Raw genomic sequence first — 19,710 nt, 5'->3', positions numbered from 1 at the left:
GCTCTTCTTTTAATGCGGTCGTCCGGCCTAGCAGGGGGTCTCGGCGCCTTTGCGCGAATACCACCACCAGGTCACCAGGATGCAGGTCACGTAGTAGGCAACGAAGCCGTACAGGGCCATCTCCGGGCCGCCGGTCAGGGCGATGGACGAGCCGAACGACTTGGGGATGAAGAAGGCGCCAAAGGCCCCGATCGCCGAGCTGAAGCCCAGCACCGCAGCCGACTCCTTGCCGGCGGCGCGCAGCACCTCGTCATTGGCGGCACCGTGCTTGCCGGCGCGACGTTCGTGCAGGGTGCGGAAGATCACCGGGATCATGCGGAAGGTCGAACCGTTGCCGATCCCGGTGGTGATGAACAGCAGCATGAACATCGCCAGGAAGCCGTAGAAGTTGCCGCCCTGTCCGGCCTGCGGCAGGAAATACAGGACCCCGAACACCGCGGCGATCATCACCACGAAGTTCCACAGGGTGACGCGCGCACCACCGAGCTTGTCGGCCACCCAGCCACCGACCGGGCGCACCAGCGCGCCGACCAGCGGGCCGAGAAAGGCGAAGCTCAGCGCGTTGACGTCCGGGAAGGAGGTCTTGATCAGCATCGGGAAGGCGGCGGCGAAGCCGATGAACGAGCCGAAGGTGGCCAGGTACAGCCAGCACATCAGCCAGTTGTGCTTGCGCTTGAAGATCACCGCCTGCTCGCTGAACGAGGCCTTGGCCGAGCTCAGGTCATTCATGCCGAACCAGGCGGCGACGGTCACCGCGAGGATGAACGGCACCCAGATGAAGCCGGCGTTCTGCAGCCACAGCTGGCTGCCATCGGCGAGTTCCTGCGGCTGGCCGCCCGCGGCGCCGAACAGACCGACACCGATCAGCAGCGGCACGCTGAACTGCATCACCGACACGCCGAGGTTGCCCAGGCCCGCGTTCAGGCCGAGCGCGGTGCCCTGCTGCGCCTTGGGATAGAAGAAGCTGATGTTGGACATCGAGGAGGCGAAGTTGCCGCCACCGAAACCGCAGAACAGCGCGATGATCACGAACACGCTGTAGGGCGTTTCCGGATTCTGCACGGCAAAGCCCATCCACAGCGCCGGGATCGCCAGCGAGGCGGTGCTGATCGCCGTCCAGCGCCGCCCACCGAAGATCGGCACCATGAACGAGTAGAAGATGCGCAGCGTGGCACCGGACAGCCCCGGCAGCGCGGCCAGCCAGAACAGCTGGTCGGTGGTGAAACTGAAACCGATGGCGTTCAGGCGCACGATCACCGTGCTCCAGACCATCCATACGGCGAAGGCCAGGAGCAGCGCGGGGATCGAGATCCACAGGTTGCGGGTGGCGATCGCCTTGCCGGTCGACGCCCAGAACTGCGGGTCTTCGGGCCGCCAGTCGTGGATCACCGGCCCCTGTTTGGACGGCTTGCCTGCCGCAGGTTTGACGAGAACAGTCATGGTCATTCTCCAGAAGAATCAGGGCGCGGACGACAACCGGCCCTGGCCGGCCTTGCCCATCACGGGGGTTGTGCGGATTTCGCTGAAGTACATCCAGATCAGGGAGACCCAGACGACGCCGTAGAGCAGCATGAAGGCCGAGGAACGCACGCCGGTGAGGTCGACCAGGGCGCCGAACATGATCGGCAGGATGAAGCCGCCAAGGCCGCCGGCCAGGCCGACAATTCCGGAGATCACGCCCATGTTCTCGGGGTAGTCGTCAGAGATGTACTTGAAGACCGAGGCCTTGCCGAAGGCGAAGGCGATGCCGACGACGAACAGCAGCGCGGTGAACACCCAGGCGTTGAGGCCGATGTGGAAGGTGCTCGGTCCGTTGACCGTCTGGATGGTGAAGCTGGTTTGCGGGTAGGAGAGCAGGAACAGGCACACCCAGCACACCCACATCACCCACCAGGTCACGCTCTGCGCACCCCAGCGGTCGGACATCCAGCCGCCCACCGCGCGCAGTACGCCACCGGGCAGCGAGAAGCAGGCGGCCAGCAGCGCCGCGGTCTGCAGATTGAAGCCGTACTCCTGCACGTAGTACTTGGTCATCCACAGCGCCAGTGCGACGTAGCCACCGAAGACGATCGAGTAGTACTGGCAGTAGCGCCATACGGCCGGGTCCCTCAGCGCCTGCAGCTGGCTCCTGAAGGTCACCGTGGTAGCCACGCGGTGCGCCTTGTTCTCGCTGGTGAGAAACCAGAACAGCAGCGCGGTGATGAACATGATCGCCGAGTAGACCTTCGGCACCATCTGCCAGCTGGCTGCGGCGATGATCGCCGGCGCGATGAACTTGGTCAGCGCCGAGCCTGCGTTGCCGGCGCCGAAGATGCCCATCGCCAGGCCCTGGGTGCTCTTGTCGAACCACTTGGCGACGTAGGCGATGCCAACCGAGAAGGAACCGCCGGCCATGCCGACGAACAGGCCCAGCACCAGGAAATGCCAGTAGGCCGTGGCCTGGCTGATGAGGTAGATCGGTAGCACGCAGACCATCATCAGCACGAAGAAGACGATGCGTCCGCCGAACTTGTCGGTGAGCATGCCCAGCGGCAGGCGTACCAGCGAGCCGGTCAGCACCGGCGTCGCGGCCAGCAGGCCGAACTGGGTTTCGTTGAGTTGCAGGATGTCCTTGATCGGTACGCCAAGCACCGCAAACATCATCCAGATCATGAAGCAGATCGTGAATGCGACGGTGCTCATGCCGAGTACCAGACCTTGCCGAACATTCATTCTTGCCATGTCGAACCCCCCCGAAGCGTCGACCTGGCTCGCACGCTAGAGAGGGAAGGCCCTGATTCCGTTGACCTGGATCAAGACCGAATAACCGACCAAAAGCGTATGATTTGGCCCGCTACCACCTTGGAGGTAGCTCGAGAAATCCGCGAAAACGCCCTGTAGAACAGGGATTTACGCCGGGCCCGCAAAGCAGGGAGGCATGCCGGACGGCCCGAAAAACTCTTTGGAGGTAGCGTGCGACTGGTTCAGTGGATTAGGGGCTCGCTGCCGGTTCGCGCCGGACTCGCGGTCATGCTCATCGCCATCCTCGCCCTGGGCAGCGCGGTCAGCGCCGGCATGATCGCCTGGCTCAGCGAGGACGACGCCGCCGCCATCAACACCGCCGGCTCGCTGCGCATGGCGACCTACCGGCTGGCCTGGAAGCTCGAGGCCCAGGCCGCGGAAGAAGACATCCAGACCCTGGGGCGCAATTTCCAGCATCGCCTGGAGAGCGTCAGCCTGACCCGCATTCTCCAGGGCGAGGCCGAGGCGCCGCTCAACCATGCCTATGCCGAACTGCGCGAGCGCTGGCGTACACAGCTGCTGCCCGCACTCGAACGCGGCGATGCGAGCGGTTTTCAGGAAAATGCCGACGACTTCGTCAGCCAGCTCGATCGTTTCGTACTGCTGCTGCAACATCAGAGCGAGCGCAAGCAGAGCTGGCAGCAGGCCATTCAGGGCACCGCGCTGTTCGTCACCGTGATCGTGCTGATGGTCGGCATGTACAGCCTGCACAGCAGTGTGCTCAACCCGCTGCAGGAACTGGTCAGCGCCACCGAACGCTTTCGCGCCGGCGATCTGAGCGCACGCGTGCGCTACCGCGCCGATGACGAGTTCGGCCACATGGCGCTGAGCTTCAACGCCATGGCCGATGCCCTGGAAGAGTCGCACCACACGCTGGAGATGCACGTGGCGCGCAAGACCGCGCACCTCGCCCAGGCCAACGCCGCGCTGCAGTTGCTCTACCAGAGCAGCCGGCGCATCGCCACCGACCCGGCTACCGCCGACTCGCTCGACAAGCTGATCGACAGCTTCCGCAACCGGCTGCCCGGCCTGAACCTGACTCTTTGCCTGCACGGCGACCCGCGTGAACCGGCCACCCAGTTGATCGCCCTGCACGGCAGCGAGCTGCGGCAGATCTGCGCGCCAGGTGACTGCGCGAGCTGCAGCATGCACAACGGTAGCCGTCTGATCGCCTGCCCGGTGGTCAATCTGGGCAGCGAGCTGGGCGAGCTGCGTGCGGGGTTCGCCGATGGCCGCGCGCCGGAGCAATGGGAGATGGAGCTGATCGAGGCACTGGCCAACCTGATCGGCACCGCGCTGTCGCTGGAACGCCGACGCGAGCAGGATCACCGCCTGCTGCTGTTCGAGGAGCGCGCGATCATTGCCCGCGAGCTGCACGACTCGCTGGCCCAGGCGCTGTCCTACATGAAGCTGCAGGTGACCCGGCTGCAGACGCTGATCAATCGCGGCGAGTCGCCGCAGACGCTGGAAAAGGTCGCCGAGGAGATCCGCGAAGGGCTGAACAATGCCTATCGCCAACTGCGCGAGCTGCTCACCACCTTCCGCCTGAAGATTCAGGACGGCGGGCTGGACAAGGCGCTGCAGGACACCGTGCGCGAATTCTCCGAGCGGGGCCAGTTCCCGGTGCACCTGAACATCCAGCCGCTGGCCTTCGACCTGCTAGCCAACGAGCAGATTCACCTCCTGCAGATCGCCCGCGAGGCGCTGTCCAACTGCGCCCGCCATTCCGGCGCCGATCAGGTCTGGGTCACGCTGCGCCCGGCCGGCGATGCGCTCGAGTTGCTGGTCGAGGACGACGGCTGCGGCCTGTCTGGCGACTACGACCAGCGCCAGCACCACGGCACGACGATCATGCAGGAGCGCAGCCGTCAGCTGCACGGCCAGCTGACCCTCGAGCCGCGCACTCCACGCGGCACGCGTGTACGCCTGACATTCAAGCCGGGATTTCTCGGCAACCAACCCAAGGGACAGATCGCATGAACGACACACGTCACAGCATCCTGCTGGTCGACGACCACCCGATGATGCGCCGCGGCATGCGCCAGCTGCTGGAGCTCGAAGACGACCTGGCCGTGGTCGGCGAGGCCAGCAACGGCGAGGAAGCCCTGCGCCTGGTGCCGGACCTCGCCCCCGACCTGATCCTGCTGGACAACAACATGCCTGCGCTCAACGGCATCGAGACGCTCAAGCGCCTGCGCCAGCAGGGTTACGAAGGCAAGGTATTGCTGTTCACCGTCTCCGACGCCGAGGAAGACGTGCGTGACGCCCTGCGTCATGGCGCCGACGGCTATCTGCTCAAGGATATGGAGCCGGAAAAGCTCATCGACCAGATCCGTGAAGTGCTGCAGGGCGACCTGGTGGTCAGCCCGGCGCTGGCACGCGTCATGGCCCAGGCCTTGCGGGTCGGCCAGCCGGTGACCTCCGAAGCGGAGCTGACCGAGCGCGAACGGCAGGTGCTGAAGATGATCGCCGGCGGCAACAGCAACAAGATGATCGGCCGCAAACTGGGCATCACCGAGGGCACGGTGAAGGTGCACGTGAAGAACCTGCTGCACAAGCTCGGCCTGCGCTCGCGCGTCGAGGCAGCCGTCTGGGCGCTGGAGCACGAGCGGATGCGCGGTTGAGCACCGGCTGCCTCTTTGGAGATAGCCGGTTTTATCGCTTCCGGGAGGCGACTGGCGCCTGGCCAGCCTCCTAGGATGCAGGCAAGGAGGCCGCATGCTTACCCATTCCACCCTGCTGGTGACGCTGTTCCGCCACCCGCTGTTTCAGGCATTACCCCAACCGGCGCTGCAGGAACTGGCGCTCGGCGCCGGCAGCCGCCGCCTGCTACAGGGCGCCACGCTGCACCACGAGGGCGATCCGGCGCGGCATTTCTTCATCCTGGTGCATGGGCAGATCAAGCTGCACCGGCTCAGCGGCGACGGGCAGGAGCGCGTACTGGAGATCGTCCGCCCCGGCGATGTCTTCGCCGAGACACCGCTGTTCGACGAGCAGCCGCATTACCGGCTCAGCGCCACTGCGCTGCGCGAAACGCTGGTGCTGCAGGTCCAGAACGCCTGCTACCAGCGCCTCTTGCAGCAGCACCCGCCGCTCGCGCAGGCCATGCTTGCGCGACTCAGCCAGCGCCTCAACCGGCGGCTGGACGACATCGATAACCTGGCCACGTCCAACGCCAACCACCGGGTCGCACGCTTTCTCATCCAGGCGCAGGAGTCCGACAGCGGCATCGTCAACCTCGACGTGCCGAAGCGGCTGATCGCCTCGAAGCTGGGCATCCAGCCGGAAACCTTCTCACGCATCCTGCACCGGCTGATCAGCGCCGGGCTGATTCGCGTGCACAACCGCCGCATCGAGATCCTCGACCCGCTCAACCTCGCCGCCTATCAGCGCGAAGCGGGCTGATCGGACGCGCCGTCCCGCTCGGCGGCATCATCCGCCCCGGCCTCGAACGGCGCCGGGCCGTCGCCCAGGCGGAAGGGCTGTGGCGGTGTATCGTCGAGCCGGCGCGTTGGCGGTGGTATGGGCTGGGCATCCTCCTCCGGTTCGCGCAGCAGACGGTAGGCGAGCGCGGCGAGCAACGCCGCCAGCAGGCGATAGATCAGCGAGGCAAGGTCGAAACCGATCAGGCTGCCGCCGTCGAGCCACAGCGACAGCAGGCGCCCAAGCACCAGCGCTGCCATCAGGAACACCAGCATCATCAGCGCGGTGCGCATGCGTTCCGGTGCGCGCGCCGCCCAGAGCAGGAACAGCGCCAGTCCCAGTTGCAGCCCACCGTAGTAGACGCGCATGTGGCTGATCGATGCCGACTCCATGAGCAGCATGCCGTTGAGATTGGCCATCTCATACGGGCGTACCCAGTAGGCCAGGCTGAAGGCCAGCATGAACAGGGCCTGGGCCAGCAGTACGAAACGGGCAAAACGCATCGAAAACGCTCCTGATGACTCGATCCCCGGTCGCCATACGACCGCTCGTCGGGGGCTTGGTTCGATCCGGAGGCACCCTGCGGATCGCCACATTTGCCCACACTTTGCGGCTTTGGCCCCGACGCTGGCGGGGCTATGCTGCCGGCTTCGTCACCGGAGGTTTTCCATGCGTCGTCTATTGCTTGCCACCACTCTCTTTGCCGGCCTGGCGCAGGCCGCCGAGCCGATCGCCATCGACGTCCATCGCGACGCCAACTGCGGCTGCTGCAAGGCCTGGATCGAGCACCTCGAGGCCAACGGCTTCAGCGTGACCGACCACGTCGAGCCCGACATGGTCGCGGTGAAGATCGCCAATGGCGTGCCGCCTCGGCTCGGCTCCTGCCATACCGCCGTGATCGGCGGCCAGTTCGTCGAAGGCCATGTGCCGGCAGCCGACATCCTCAAGCTGCGTGCCCAGCCGGACCTCGCTGGCGCAGCGGTGCCCGGCATGCCGGTCGGCTCGCCCGGCATGGAGATGGGCGACCGCCAGGACGCCTATCAGGTCATCGGCCTGGCCAAGGACGGGTCCGAACGGGTCTTGGCCGACTATCCTGGGCACTGACCGGCCACGGCACCGATGCGCTGTCCCGTCGGTCTGATGGCTGACAGACACAGCGGAGAACCGAGCCCATGCGCTGGAAACGTGCGCGTCGCAGCGACAACGTGGTGGATGCCCGAGGGCGCAGCGGCATGCGCCTGGGCGGAGGGCTGGGCCTGGGCGGCATCGTCATTGTCGTGGTGCTCGGCCTGCTCACCGGGCAGGACCCGCTGCAACTGCTCGGCCAGCTCGCCGGGCAGGACGGCTCGACCGTTCAGCAGCAGCGCCCGAGCGCCACAGGCGACGACCCGCAGGTCGATTTCGTGCGCGCCATTCTTGGCGATACCGAAGACACCTGGCGCGCGCTGTTCCAGCAGGGCGGCGCGCAGTACCGCGACCCGACGCTGGTGCTGTTCCGCGGCGGGGTGAACTCGGCCTGCGGCTTCGCCAGTTCGGCGGTCGGCCCGTTCTACTGCCCCGGCGACCAGCAGGTCTACCTGGACCTGCAGTTCTTCGACGAGATGGCCCGGCGCTTTTCCGCCGCCGGCGACTTCGCTCAGGCCTATGTCATTGCTCACGAAGTCGGCCATCACGTGCAGACCCTGCTCGGCGTCTCGCAGCAGGTTCAGCAGGCCCGCGCGCGCGGCGCGCGGCTCGAAGGCGACAACGGCCTGCTGGTCCGCCAGGAGCTGCAGGCCGACTGCCTGGCCGGCGTCTGGGCGCACCATGCCCAGCAACGCCACGACTGGCTGGAGCAAGGCGACCTGGAGGAAGCACTCAACGCGGCCAGCGCCATCGGCGATGACCGCCTGCAGCAACAGAGCCAGGGGCGCGTGGTGCCCGACGCCTTCACCCATGGCACCTCGGCGCAACGGGTCCGCTGGTTCCGCACCGGTTTCGACAGCGGCGAGCCGGGGCGCTGCGACACGTTCAAGGCTCCGCGCTTATAAGCTCAGGCAGAGCGGCCGCTGGCAAACGCCATGCGCTTGCACCGCTCCGGGCGAAGCGCGTGGCGCACCCAGTGCGGGCTCAACCCAGCTGCGCCAGCAGTGCCGCACAATCGCACGCATGCCACTCGGTCAGTTCCGGCCAGGGGTTGTCCGGCAGGTTGACCAGCACACCCTGCGCCCCGGCGGCCCGGGCACATTCGAGATCGAAGCGGTAGTCGCCGACCATCACCAGCGCCCCCGACTCGACGCCCCAGCGCTCGGCGAGCTTGAGCAGGCCGCCCGGATGCGGCTTGGGAGGTGCCTCATCGCGGCCGAGAATGTCCTCCGGCACGAAGCAGTCACCCAGCCCGAGCGCCTGCAGCGTCACCAGCGCGAGCTCGTGGGCGTTGCGGGTCAGCACGCCGAGCCGGCAGCCACGCTCGCGCAGCGCATGCACCAGCTCCAGCGCACCGGGGGCCGGGCGCGCCGCGTAGGCCAGCTCGCGCTCGTGTTCGAGCAGCCAGGCGCGCTTGGGCGCCGCCTGCTCGGCCGGCAGCGCGGCGAGGTGATGCAGGATGTCGTCGTCCGCGGGGATGTCCAGCGCGCGGCGGATCGCCGCGAAGTCATGCACGGCGATGGTCAGGGTGCCGTCCATGTCGAACACCCAGTGGCGCAGCGCGGCAAGCGTCACATCCAGTCCTCTCGGGCACGGATCAGCCCTTCCTGGGCCACCGAGGCCACCAGCTCGCCGGCACGATTGAAGATGCTGCCGCGCACGAAGCCGCGTGCATTGCCCGCCCAGGGGCTGTCGATCGAGTACAGCAGCCAGTCGTCGAGTTTCACCTCGCGGTGGAACCAGATCGCATGATCAAGGCTGGCCAGCTGGATGAACTTGCTCCAGGAGCTCACGCCGTGCGGCTGCAGCGCGGTGCCGACGAAGCTGAAGTCCGAAGCGTAGGCCAACAGGTACTTGTGCAGCGCCGGACTGGCCGGCAACGTGCCATCGGCGCGGAACCACAGGTGGCGGATCGGCTCGAGCGGCTGCGGGTTGGTCGGGTCCTGCAGGGTCACCGGACGGATCTCGATCGGCTTGGGCCGACGCAGCTTTTCCATCACCCGCTCGGGCACCAGCGGTGTGAGCTTGTGCAACAGCTCCCACTCGCTGGCCAGGTCTTCGGGGCCGACCACGTCAGGCATCCGCAGCTGGTGTTCGTAACCGCTCTCCTCGGCCTGGAACGAGGCGATGCCGGTGAAGATGATCCGCCCCTTCTGGATGGCGCTGACCCGGCGCGTGGTGAAGCTGCGCCCGTCACGCACCCGGTCGACGTCATAGACGACCGGCTCGTGGGAGTCACCCGGACGCAGGAAGTAGCCGTGCAGCGAATGCACGTGACGCGTGGTTTCCACGGTCTGGCTCGCCGCCGAGATCACCTGACCGAGCACCTGCCCGCCGAACAGCTGCGGAAAGCCCAGATCCTGGCTGGCACCGCGAAACAGGTTCTCTTCGATGCGCTCGAGCGAGAGCAGATTGACCAGATGGTCGAGGGTCTGGGTCATGGACGTTTTCCTAGGGGCACGGGGCAGGTCGCCATGGTACGGATTCGCGCGGCACGGCTCCAGCGCGGCGGCGAACGCCGCCGATCGTGCCGCCTGCGCGCGGCTTGAGGCCGGCTCGCGGCGGCCGGCATACTCGTCGGCAAACCTGCCGGATGCTGCCATGGCCCTGCCGCTGATCTATCACGACGACTACAGTCCGCCGCTGCCCCCGGGCCACCGCTTTCCCATGGAGAAATTCCGCCTGTTGCGCGATCACCTGGTCGACAGCGGCCTGACCCGGGACGACGCGCTGCTGCGGCCCGAGCTCTGCCCGCGCGAGGTGCTCGCGCTGGCCCACGACCGCGACTACGTCGACCGCTACTGCGATGGCGAAATGAGCCGTGAAGAGCTACGCCGCCTCGGCCTGCCGTGGAGCCCGGCGCTGGCCCGACGCACGGTGCGGGCGGTCGGCGGTTCGCTGCTGGCCGCCGAGCAGGCGCTGCAGCACGGCCTGGCCTGCCACCTGGCCGGCGGCACCCATCACGCCCATCGCGACCATGCCTCGGGCTTCTGCATCTTCAACGACCTGGCGGTGATCGCCCTGGCGCTGCTCGAGAGCGGGCGCGTCGGCCGCGTGCTGATCTTCGATTGCGATGTGCATCAGGGCGACGGCACCGCACGCATCCTGGCGAACGTGCCCGACGCGGTGACCGTCTCGCTGCACTGCGAAAAGAACTTTCCGGCGCGCAAGGCCGAAAGCGACTGGGATATCCCGTTGGCGCCGGGCCTTGGCGACGCGGACTACCTGAAGGTGGTCGACGATACGCTCGGCTATCTGCTGCCGCTCTACCAACCGGACCTGGTGCTCTACGACGCCGGCGTCGATGTCCACCGCGACGACGCCCTCGGCCTGCTCGCGCTCAGCGACGCGGGGTTGGCCGCGCGCGATTCGCGGGTCATCGAGCACTGCCTGGAGCGCGACATTCCGCTGGTCGGGCTGATCGGCGGAGGCTACGACAAGGACCGCGCCCTGCTCGCCCGCCGCCACGCCCAGCTGCACTTCAGCGCCGCCCGTGCCTGGCAGCGCTACGGGCTGGGTTGAGCCCGCTCAGCTCATCCAGGGCGGCGGTGGCGGCTCGTCGTCGCGCTCCTCGCGCTGAGCTTCGCGGCGCGCCTGATCGGCGAGCGCGGCCTTGATCTCGCGCATCACCGCGTCCAGGTCGGCGGCATCCTCGGGCTCGGCGAACTCGCCGGTGAGCGGGGTCTGCGGTGTCAGCCGGCCCTCCTCGTAGAGCGCCCACATCTCCTTGGCGTAGCGGGTGAAGCGCAGCTCGGGAGCGAACTGCCCGAAATAGGCGGCCATGTTGCCGACGTCACGCTCGAGCATCTCGAACGCATGGTTGTTGCCCGCGGCATCCACCGCCTGCGGCAGGTCGATGATCACCGGCCCCTGGCCGTCGAGCAGCACGTTGAACTCGGAAAGGTCTCCGTGCACCAGCCCTGCGCAGAGCATCTTGACGATCTCGCCGATCATGAACGCATGGAACTCGCGGGCATCGTCCGGGTGCAGGTCCACGTCGTTCAGTCGCGGGGCGGCATCGCCGTCGTCGCCCACGATCATCTCCATCAGCAGCACGCCGTCGAGGAAGTCGTAGGGCTGCGGCACGCGCACACCGGCCGCGGCCAGCCGGTACAGCGCGGCGACCTCGGCGTTCTGCCAGGTTTCCTCGCGCTCACGCTTGCCGTACTTCGAGCCCTTGGCCATGGCCCGGGCGTCGCGGCTGTTACGCACCTTGCGCCCTTCCTGATACTTGGCGGCCTGCCGGAAGCCCCGCTTGTCGGCCTCCTTGTAGACCTTGGCGCAGCGCAGCGCCTCGCCACAGCGCACCACGTAGACCGCGGCCTCCTTGCCGCTCATCAGCGGCCGCACGACTTCATCGATCAGGCCGTCCTCGATCAGTGGTTCGAGTCGCTTGGGGGTTTTCATCGCGAGGGCGGGCTCCTCTGGCAGGCATGGGCGGCCGCAGGTTACGGCAATCGCCTCCGGCCTGCCACGCCCCGCGTCCGGGTTTGAAAGCCTGAAACGGATTGGCAAGCATCCGCGCGCGGATCGACAATCGCAGCCTCCCCGATTGCTGAGGTCGCCGCCATGCTCGACACCGAACGCTGCTGGCAAGCCGTCTGCGCGCGCGATGCGACGCTCGACGGCCGCTTCGTCTTTGCCGTGCGCTCGACCGGCATCTTTTGCCGGCCGAGCTGCCCGGCGCGTCGCCCGCGGCGCGACCGCGTGGCCTTCTACGTCAACGCCGAGCAGGCCGAAGCCGCTGGCTTCCGCCCCTGCCGCCGCTGCCACCCGACGGGAATCGACACGGCCGCGCAGCTGGATGAACTGGTCGCCGCCGCCTGCCGCCTGCTCGACACCGCTGAGCGCGCGATCCCTCTGGCGCAGCTGGCCGCGCGCATCGGCCTGTCGCCGTCGCACCTGGCACGTGCGTTCAAGGCACGCACCGGCCTGACCCCAAGCGCCTGGGCGCAGGCGCGACGCCGCGAGCGGCTGCAGGCCGCCCTGCCGACGGCAAGCAGCGTGCTGGATGCCGCGCTGAGCGCCGGCTACGGAGGTGTCGGCGCCGTTTATGCCGATGGACAGGGGCTGAGCCCGGCGCAGCGGCGGCGCGGCGCCAGTGGTGAACAGCTGCGCTATGCCATCGCAGCCTGCCCACTGGGGTTGTTGCTCATCGCGGCGAGTGAAAGGGGCATCTGCGCCCTGTTGTTCGGCGACAGCGAGGAGGCGCTCGAGCAGGAGCTGCGCCTGCGCTTCGCCGCGGCAGAACTGCGGCGCGACCAGCCAGGCTTGGGCGACTGGCTGCAGGCCGTGGTCGCTCAACTCGAGGAGCCCGCCCGCGCCGCCCATTTGCCGCTGGACCTGCGCGGCACCGCCTTTCAGCGCCGCGTCTGGCAGGCGCTGCAGACGATCCCGCCGGGGCAGACGCGACGCTACGCCGAGCTGGCCGACGCGCTCGGCAGCCATGCCCGCGCGGTGGCACGCGCCTGCGCCAGCAACCCGGTCGGGCTGCTGGTGCCCTGCCACCGGGTGGTCGGCGCCGGCCAGGCGCTGACTGGCTACCGCTGGGGCCTGGCGCGCAAGGCCGCCCTGCTCGCCAGCGAGTCTTCGAGCACAACCGAGGGAGACTGAGGGCTTCGGCGTGGTCCGATCTACAACAGCCCCACGCCAGGAGCCCCCGTGACCGAACTCAAGCGCTACCGCATCCATTACCGCATCAACGGCCAGCCGACCTCCCTGCAGATGAGCGCCTTTCAGGAGCCAAGCCTGGAACAGGTGGAACTGGAGATTCTCCTACATCACGTGCGCGAACCCCGCGCGGCGACCGACACCCCCTGGGAAATACCCGAGCTGCCCAGCGAACAGGAGCGCATGCAGGAGCTGGGCGTCAGCGACATTCAGATCGAACTGGAGCGCAGCTAGCGTTTCAGCGGGCTCGCAACGCTGCCCTACAGCGCCTAGCATCGCCCCAACAGCCAGTCAGCGGGGACCCTCGTGCGCCTGATCGACACCCACACACACCTGGACTTCGAAGACTTCGATGCCGACCGCAGCCAGGTGCTGGCACGCAGCCGCGCCGCCGGTGTAGAACGCCTCATCGTGCTCGGCGTGCATGCCGACAACTGGCAGCGCGTCTGGCGCCTGGCCTGCACCGAGGACGCCGTCTATGCCGCGCTGGGGCTGCATCCGGTGTTCCTGCAGCAACACCGCGACGAGCACCTGACAGCCCTCGCCGACTGGCTGCAGCGCTTGCACGGCGAGGCGAAGCTCTGCGCCATCGGCGAGATCGGCCTGGATTTCTACATCGAAGACCCGGACCACACCCGCCAGCAGGCCCTGCTCGAGGCGCAGCTGGAGCTGGCCAACGAATTCGAGCTGCCGGTGCTGCTGCACGTGCGCCGCGCCCATGCACCGATGATCGCCACACTCAAACGCTACGAACTACGCCGGGCCGGTGTGGTGCATGCCTTCAGCGGCAGCTGGGAGGAGGCCCGCGAGTACATCAAGCTCGGCTTCAAGCTCGGCCTCGGCGGTGCCGGCACCTGGCCGCAGGCGCACCGCATGCACCGGGTGCTGCGGCAATTGCCGCTCGACAGCATCGTGCTGGAAACCGACGCCCCCGATATAGCGCCCTGCACCCACCCCGGCGAACGCAACAGCCCGGAGCACCTGCCGGCAATCTGCGAGCGCCTGGCCGAACTGCGCGGCCTCAGCCCCGACGAACTGGCCGAGGCCAGCTATCGCAACAGTTGCGAGCTGTTCGGCTGGGCCTGACCGAGCAGCCCCTCTACACCCGAAACGCCGCAATCAGTTCGCGCAGCTGGCCGACCAGTTGGCTCATCTCGCGGCTGGCCTGCTCGGTCTGGCCGGCGCCTTCGGCGGTGCGCTGACCGGCCTCGTTGATCGAGACGATATTGCGGTCGATGTCATGCGTCACCGCGGTCTGTTGCTCGGCAGCGGCGGCGATCTGCTGATTCTGATCGACGATCAGGCCGACCGCGCCAAGAATGTTTTCCAGCGCCTGCTCGACCTGCGCCGACTGGCTGACCGTATCGTCCGCCAGTGCATGGCTGGCGTGCATGGTCCTGACTGCCGCACCGACTCCCGACTGCAGCCGGGCGATCATCTCCTCGATTTCCTCGGTGGACTGCTGGGTCCTTCGTGCCAGGCTGCGCACCTCGTCGGCGACGACCGCGAATCCGCGGCCCTGCTCGCCGGCACGGGCCGCCTCGATCGCGGCGTTGAGTGCCAGCAGGTTGGTCTGCTCGGCAATACCCTTGATCACGTCGAGCACCTTGCTGATCGCGGCGCTATCGTCGGCCAGCCGGTTGATGACCTCCACCGATTGCTGGATTTCCGCTGCCAGCCGCTCGATACCGCCCACCTGGGCGACCACCAGCGCACGGCCACTGGCGGTTTCTTCGTTGACGCTTTGCGCACTGCCGACGGCGGCCTCGGCGCTGGTCGCCACGGCCTGCGCGGTGGCGGCCATTTCGTTCATCGCGGTCGCGACCTGCTCGATCTGCGCGCGCTGTTCGCCGACCGTCTGGTTGCTCTGCCCGGAAACCTGCTCGACCTGCCCCGCCTGGCGCTCGACTTCGCCGACGGTATGGCCGACACGCTCGATCAGCTCGCGGATGCGCGCCACGGTCGCATTGAACACTTGCCCGAGTTCGCCCAGCTCGTCGCGGCTGACCACCTGGTAACGCACCGTCATGTCGCCATCGGCGACCTTGTCCATGATCCGGCCGAGCGCATTGAGCGAAGCCCGGGTCGAGACGTAGAAGGCGCCATACAGATAGGCAACCAGCAGGAACACCACCACCAATGCCGCGAGCAGCAGTCCCATCAGCAGCCGCTTGTCGGCCAGGCGCTGCTGCAGGCGCTGATCGAGGAAATCGAGCACCGCGTCGTTGAGTTCGTAGGTCTTGGCCATCTCGTTGTTGATGCGCTCATAGAACGCATCCCAGGGGCGGTCCAGTGCATCGGCGAGGATCACTTCATCCTGGATGATTTCGCTGCTCGCGCCCAGCGAGGCACCGCTCAGCGCCGCCAGCTCGGCCAGGCGCGCGCGCGCGGCCGACGAGCTGTCGACGGCGTCCTGCAGCTGCGCCTGGTACTGCGTCTGCAGTTTTTCCAGCTCCTGCACCAGACCATCGAGGATGTTGCTGGCCTCGGAGTTGAGATAACCCTGACCAAAGGTGTAGGCCCCCACGGCACGCCCTTCACCCAGCACCGAGGTGATGGTCGGCGTGACGCTGGTCAGCAGTTCGGCGAGCAGGCGCACTTCGCGCTCGGCATCCTGGCTGAGCCCCGACTGGCTGGCGATCAGCTTGATGATGACCTGCGAACTACCCAGCAGACTGCCGGCCATCGCCGCCTTGGATTGCAGCGATTGCTCGGCCTGGGCCTCGCCGAGTGCGCGTTGCATCTGATCGCGGCGGGTATTGAATTCGGTGACCTGCTGCGGATCGCTGCTCACCGGCTGCAACGCCTGCAGGCCGCTGGCCAGCCGCCCCTCGACATCCTGCAGGCGAGCGTTGAGGGTCTGCACGTTGCCGGTCTGGCCAATGATCGCCTCGACCTGCACCAGGTCGTGCCAGTCCTCCAGGTCGCGCCGCAGGCGAAGCGCGGCGCCGAGCAGCTCGAGGCTCTGCAGCTCGCTGCGGGTCCCGACGAATTCGCGATAGGAGTCGCGGACCAGATAGAAGTTGGTCAGCGCCATGGGAACGAAGAACAGAAGACTGACCAAGCTGAACTTCATGCCGAAGCTCAGGCGATTCATGAATGCGACTGCTGGATACAACAGGCTTTTCACACGACGTCTCCCAGGTCTTATTGGTATGTGCTTGCGGCATGGGGCCACAGCAGGGTTCGTCAGGAGGATCGAGCCGACTTATACGGGATATCGGTTGGGCGCTGTGTAACTTAAGGTAATGGCCAAATGACAGTGCAACGTCGCCAGGCAGAGGACCGCGTCGGAAGGCCCGTGCCAGAGCCTTCATCGACGGCAACGATGGCGAGGCATTCGTGCCTCAGAGGAGAATCACCCAGAGCGCGACGGCCGCGTACCAGAGCACCCGCGAGCGCACCAGCAGCGCCGCGAGGATATCCAGCCGGGCAACGGCGTCGTGCGATGAGCTTGCTGGCAGGTCGGCGGCCAGCGGGCCGGCCTCGGCCAGCAGACGGCACGCCGGGATGTCCCAGTTGAGCAGTTCCTGCAGCAGCACACGGCTGGCTGCGCTGAAGTTGCCGACCAGCGCGAAGCTCGCCACCAGCACGCGCACTGGCAGCCAGTCCAGGCCGTGGCGCAGCTGGGCGGCCTGTTCGCGCACCGCCTCGACCCGCGCATGCCGCTCGGCCAGCGCCAGCAGCCGGTAGGCCAGCGCCAGCATCGGCCCCAGCAGCAGGTACCAGAACACCACTGCGAAGAAGTCCTGATAACCGCGCCAGAGCTGCCGATGCTCGACCGCCCGCGACAGCTCGTCGGGGCTGTCAGCGCTCAGTTCGAGATCCCGTTCGGCCACGAGTTCGGCGGCTTCCAGATCACCGCGGCGCCAGGCGTCGCGGAACGGCCCCAGCTCGCGCTTGGCATGCCCGCGACCGAGCGAATAGAGCAACACCAGCAGGTGCAGCGGCAGCAACAGCCAGCCATAGGCCAGCGGCTGCAGCGCCATCAGCAGCAGGCCGAGCAGCAGTACCGGCAGCAGCACCAGGATCGCCAGTAGCAGCCAGGGCGCAGCGGCCAGGCGGGGGTTGTTCTCCAGGCGACGCAACTGCGCCAGCCAGGGAGCATCGTGCTGGATACGCCCGCGCCAGTCGGAGAATTTCTCCACCAGCAGTGCCAGCAACATCACCAGAAAACTCATGGCCAGGTCCTTGTTCGGTTGGGCTCAACAAACGATCGCCGCAGCGCGCAGGCGCCGCCAGTCAAAGGCCGGCCCCGGGTCGGTCTTGCGCCCTGGGGCGATATCGCTGTGCCCGCAGACGCGCTCGGGCGTGATGGCCGGATAGGCCTGCTGCAGCAGGCGACACAGGTCGATCAGCGCGCCGTACTGCGCGTCGCTGTAGGGGCACTCGTCAGTGCCTTCAAGCTCGATGCCCAAGGAGAAGTCGTTGCAGCCCTCGCGGTCGCCGAAGCACGACACCCCGGCGTGCCAGGCCCGGTCCAGACAGGAGACGAACTGGGTGATGGCGCCGTCGCGCTCGATGAGAAAATGCGCGGAAACCTGCAGCCCGGCGATTTCCTCGAAGAACGGATGCTCGCGGCAATCCAGGCGATTGGCAAAGAACTCCTGCACCTTGCCGGTACCGAAGCAGCCCGGCGGCAGGCTGATGTTGTGAATCACCAGCAGAGAGATTTCGCCGTCCGGCCGCCGATTGAAGTTCGGCGACGGGCAATGGCGAACGCCCTGGCACCAGCCTGTGGCGCGGTCCAGCTGCATGGAGCGGTCCTCGGTTGCTCAAGCACGCAGGCTAGCCGCAGCACCGCTGCGCCTGCAAGCCCGGCGCAGGCTTAGCCCCCGCGGCGCGCGGCGGCCTTTTCTTCGCGACGCGACGCCAGGCGATCGGCCAGGCGCGTCGGCTCGGGCAAGCGATAGCGCGTCACGTAGCGCATCACCAGCTGTGGCGCGCTGGTCAGACTGACGCGGTTGCCCGGCGAGACGATCAACGGGCGCACCCGGTCCTTGCTGCGCAACAGCGTACCGATGGTCTCGCCGGCTCGGTCGCGCAGCGGCACCTGCTCACCGCGCAGCTCACCGAGCGGCTCATGGTCGCCGCAGAGAATCTTCTTCGCCACGCCGATGGTCGGCAGGCCGGTGACCACGCCGAGGTGGGCGGCAATGCCCAGACGGCGGGGGTGGGCGATGCCGTGACCGTCGGCGAAGATCAGATCGGGGATGGCCGGCAGCGCCGCGAGCGCCTGCAGCACCGCGGGCAGTTCGCGAAACGACAGCAGGCCCGGCACGTAGGGCATCGTGGTCGGGATGCGCGCCAGACTCTGGGCCACCACCTCGAGACTGTCGGCATCGAGCAGGACCACGGCGGCGCGGGTCAGCGCGCCCCCCTCCTCGAAGCCGACATCGACGCCAGCTATCAGGCGCAGCTGTGCAGGCAATTCGTCCTCCAGCCGCACCTGCTCGGCGAGCCGCTTCTGGAGCTCGCGCGCGGCGCCTGGTGTGCCATCCCAGTCACCGAACGGATTGGCAGGATACGGCGAGCGTGTGGCGGTCATGCGATGAATCTCCTGATGTCGGGCAGCTTGCTGAAGGGGTGCGCTTTCGGTCGCAGCTGGACAGCGCGGCGGAAAAATAGGACGCTCCCGCCGCAAGACGGCAGTTTCACCCTGCCATGGCCTAAACAACAATCAGAAAAGACCATGTCCAACGCCCATTCCCTGCGTCGCGTCAGCATCCTGGCAACCGAAGGCGTATTCGCTTCGACTCTCATGCAGGCCAAGGATTTCTTTCATATGGCCAGTCTGCGTCTGGCCCGGCAACTGGGCGGCCCTCTCGCCCCAGCGTTCGAAACGCGGCTGGTGAGCCCCGACGGCGCTCCGGTCACGAGCTTCAGCGGCACCGAGATCGCGGTCGACGGCGCACTGGAAGACACCGATGCGGTCATCCTGCCGGCATTCTGGGCCGACTTCGACGCGCTCTCGGCCCACTACCCGCAGGTCGCTCCCTGGCTCCGCCAGCAGCATGCCGCCGGCAGTGCGATCTGCGGCGAGGCCACCGGTGCCTTCTGGATGGCGCATGCGGGCCTGCTGGACAACCGCGAGGCGACGACCCACTGGCGTTTCGCCCGCGAGTTCGTCGAGCGCTTTCCGCGCGTGCAGTTCGCCTCCGGCAAGCACCTGACCGACAGCGACAACCTGTTCTGTGCCGGCGGCACCACCTCGTCCTGCGATCTGTATATGTACCTGATCGAACGCTTCTGTGGTGCGAACGTCGCCCAGGGCATGGCGCGCGACGTGCTGTTCGAGGTCCAGCGCAACTACAGTCCCGGGCGCCTCGGCTTCGGTGGGCAGAAGTTGCACCTTGACACTCGCGTGCTGCAGATCCAGGAATGGCTGGAAGAACATTTCGCAGAGAAGTTCCGCTTCGAGGACGTCGCCCGGGAGCACGGCATGAGCATCCGCAACTTCATGCGGCGTTTCCAGGCGGCTACCGGCGACAAGCCACTGCATTATCTGCAGCGGCTGCGCATCGAAACGGCGAAGAATCTGCTCTCGACCACGCGCAAGAGCATCAAGACGATCAGTTACGAGGTCGGCTACGACGATGCGAGTTTCTTCGCGCGGCTGTTCCGCCAGCACACCGAACTGTCGCCCAACCACTACCGCCAGAAATACCGGCCCGAGGCCTAAAGCGCAGCGCCCGCCAAGCAGGCCGGTTG

General features: G+C 67.2%; 20 protein-coding genes. 10 read left to right on the top strand and 10 right to left on the bottom strand.

Translation table 11 applies throughout. The features are described from left to right. Positions 1 to 27: 27 nt before the first annotated feature. On the bottom strand, positions 28 to 1,440 hold the full coding sequence (locus tag AC0KXH_RS03585; RefSeq protein WP_041103697.1) for a NarK family nitrate/nitrite MFS transporter: 1,413 nt from the start codon (positions 1,438 to 1,440) through the stop codon (positions 28 to 30). Between the two features lie 18 nt (positions 1,441 to 1,458). Beyond that, positions 1,459 to 2,721 (bottom strand): MFS transporter, encoded by a 1,263-nt coding sequence (locus AC0KXH_RS03580; protein ID WP_200627819.1) that lies wholly within the window; start codon positions 2,719 to 2,721, stop codon positions 1,459 to 1,461. A 237-nt stretch (positions 2,722 to 2,958) separates the two neighbouring features. Between AC0KXH_RS03580 and AC0KXH_RS03575 the strand changes: the two genes are divergently transcribed. The 3 genes from AC0KXH_RS03575 (at position 2,959) to AC0KXH_RS03565 (ending at position 6,186) form a co-directional block, all read left to right on the top strand. Further along, the gene (locus AC0KXH_RS03575; protein ID WP_213150503.1) at positions 2,959 to 4,761 is read left to right on the top strand and encodes a histidine kinase; all 1,803 of its coding nucleotides are present in this window, start codon (positions 2,959 to 2,961) and stop codon (positions 4,759 to 4,761) included. Beyond that, positions 4,758 to 5,405: a two-component system response regulator NarL gene (gene narL / locus AC0KXH_RS03570; protein ID WP_041103693.1), complete on the top strand. Its 648-nt coding sequence runs from the start codon at positions 4,758 to 4,760 to the stop codon at positions 5,403 to 5,405. The genes AC0KXH_RS03575 and narL overlap by 4 nt, the downstream gene beginning before the upstream one ends. A gap of 94 nt (positions 5,406 to 5,499) precedes the next feature. Then, positions 5,500 to 6,186: a Crp/Fnr family transcriptional regulator gene (locus AC0KXH_RS03565; protein WP_488224169.1), complete on the top strand. Its 687-nt coding sequence runs from the start codon at positions 5,500 to 5,502 to the stop codon at positions 6,184 to 6,186. Here AC0KXH_RS03565 and AC0KXH_RS03560 read toward each other — a convergent pair. Further along, the gene (locus tag AC0KXH_RS03560) at positions 6,168 to 6,707 is read right to left on the bottom strand and encodes a DUF4345 domain-containing protein (RefSeq protein WP_061336948.1); all 540 of its coding nucleotides are present in this window, start codon (positions 6,705 to 6,707) and stop codon (positions 6,168 to 6,170) included. The two genes, AC0KXH_RS03565 and AC0KXH_RS03560, sit on opposite strands and share 19 nt — an antisense overlap. A 166-nt stretch (positions 6,708 to 6,873) precedes the next feature. Between AC0KXH_RS03560 and AC0KXH_RS03555 the strand changes: the two genes are divergently transcribed. Both AC0KXH_RS03555 and ypfJ read left to right on the top strand, forming a co-directional pair. Next, the gene (locus AC0KXH_RS03555) at positions 6,874 to 7,308 is read left to right on the top strand and encodes a DUF411 domain-containing protein (RefSeq protein WP_043218562.1); all 435 of its coding nucleotides are present in this window, start codon (positions 6,874 to 6,876) and stop codon (positions 7,306 to 7,308) included. 68 nt (positions 7,309 to 7,376) lie between these two features. Continuing rightward, complete coding sequence (ypfJ, locus tag AC0KXH_RS03550) at positions 7,377 to 8,234, top strand: KPN_02809 family neutral zinc metallopeptidase (protein WP_488224168.1); 858 nt, start codon at positions 7,377 to 7,379, stop codon at positions 8,232 to 8,234. A gap of 79 nt (positions 8,235 to 8,313) precedes the next feature. On the opposite strand, the gene AC0KXH_RS03545 is transcribed toward ypfJ, so the two are convergent. Both AC0KXH_RS03545 and tesB read right to left on the bottom strand, forming a co-directional pair. Continuing rightward, positions 8,314 to 8,868 (bottom strand): HAD family hydrolase, encoded by a 555-nt coding sequence (locus AC0KXH_RS03545; protein ID WP_488224587.1) that lies wholly within the window; start codon positions 8,866 to 8,868, stop codon positions 8,314 to 8,316. Positions 8,869 to 8,900: 32 nt separating this feature from the next. After that, on the bottom strand, positions 8,901 to 9,770 hold the full coding sequence (gene tesB, locus AC0KXH_RS03540; RefSeq protein WP_488224167.1) for an acyl-CoA thioesterase II: 870 nt from the start codon (positions 9,768 to 9,770) through the stop codon (positions 8,901 to 8,903). A gap of 160 nt (positions 9,771 to 9,930) precedes the next feature. On the opposite strand from tesB, the gene AC0KXH_RS03535 reads away from it, so the two are divergent. After that, complete coding sequence (locus AC0KXH_RS03535; protein ID WP_043218558.1) at positions 9,931 to 10,851, top strand: histone deacetylase family protein; 921 nt, start codon at positions 9,931 to 9,933, stop codon at positions 10,849 to 10,851. 6 nt (positions 10,852 to 10,857) lie between these two features. On the opposite strand, the gene AC0KXH_RS03530 is transcribed toward AC0KXH_RS03535, so the two are convergent. Continuing rightward, on the bottom strand, positions 10,858 to 11,736 hold the full coding sequence (locus tag AC0KXH_RS03530; RefSeq protein WP_041103679.1) for a PA4780 family RIO1-like protein kinase: 879 nt from the start codon (positions 11,734 to 11,736) through the stop codon (positions 10,858 to 10,860). 162 nt (positions 11,737 to 11,898) lie between these two features. Here AC0KXH_RS03530 and ada point away from each other — a divergent pair, with 162 nt between their 5' ends. From ada to AC0KXH_RS03515, 3 genes are all read left to right on the top strand, one after another. Further along, positions 11,899 to 12,942, top strand: coding sequence for a bifunctional DNA-binding transcriptional regulator/O6-methylguanine-DNA methyltransferase Ada (gene ada / locus AC0KXH_RS03525; RefSeq protein ID WP_488224166.1), 1,044 nt, complete (start codon positions 11,899 to 11,901; stop codon positions 12,940 to 12,942). A gap of 48 nt (positions 12,943 to 12,990) precedes the next feature. Further along, positions 12,991 to 13,233 carry a hypothetical protein gene (locus AC0KXH_RS03520; protein ID WP_488224165.1) on the top strand — a complete coding sequence of 81 codons (243 nt, stop codon included), beginning with the start codon at positions 12,991 to 12,993 and terminating at the stop codon, positions 13,231 to 13,233. A 72-nt stretch (positions 13,234 to 13,305) separates the two neighbouring features. Next, positions 13,306 to 14,085 carry a TatD family hydrolase gene (locus AC0KXH_RS03515; RefSeq protein ID WP_488224164.1) on the top strand — a complete coding sequence of 260 codons (780 nt, stop codon included), beginning with the start codon at positions 13,306 to 13,308 and terminating at the stop codon, positions 14,083 to 14,085. 13 nt (positions 14,086 to 14,098) lie between these two features. Here AC0KXH_RS03515 and AC0KXH_RS03510 read toward each other — a convergent pair whose 3' ends face one another. From AC0KXH_RS03510 to nfi, 4 genes are all read right to left on the bottom strand, one after another. Then, entirely contained in the window at positions 14,099 to 16,129 is a 2,031-nt protein-coding gene (locus tag AC0KXH_RS03510; protein WP_488224163.1) for a methyl-accepting chemotaxis protein, read from the bottom strand. A gap of 217 nt (positions 16,130 to 16,346) precedes the next feature. Next, entirely contained in the window at positions 16,347 to 17,180 is an 834-nt protein-coding gene (ampE, locus tag AC0KXH_RS03505) for a regulatory signaling modulator protein AmpE (protein WP_200293688.1), read from the bottom strand. Between the two features lie 24 nt (positions 17,181 to 17,204). After that, positions 17,205 to 17,756 carry a 1,6-anhydro-N-acetylmuramyl-L-alanine amidase AmpD gene (gene ampD / locus AC0KXH_RS03500; protein ID WP_041103645.1) on the bottom strand — a complete coding sequence of 184 codons (552 nt, stop codon included), beginning with the start codon at positions 17,754 to 17,756 and terminating at the stop codon, positions 17,205 to 17,207. Positions 17,757 to 17,827: 71 nt separating this feature from the next. After that, complete coding sequence (gene nfi / locus AC0KXH_RS03495; protein ID WP_041107857.1) at positions 17,828 to 18,547, bottom strand: deoxyribonuclease V; 720 nt, start codon at positions 18,545 to 18,547, stop codon at positions 17,828 to 17,830. A 144-nt stretch (positions 18,548 to 18,691) separates the two neighbouring features. Between nfi and AC0KXH_RS03490 the strand changes: the two genes are divergently transcribed. Beyond that, the gene (locus tag AC0KXH_RS03490; protein WP_165564022.1) at positions 18,692 to 19,681 is read left to right on the top strand and encodes a GlxA family transcriptional regulator; all 990 of its coding nucleotides are present in this window, start codon (positions 18,692 to 18,694) and stop codon (positions 19,679 to 19,681) included. The last annotated feature ends 29 nt before the right edge of the window (positions 19,682 to 19,710 follow it).

It is taken from the genome of Stutzerimonas sp. CXK-1 (assembly GCF_057738225.1).
This window is presented reverse-complemented; position numbering and strand designations above follow the sequence as displayed.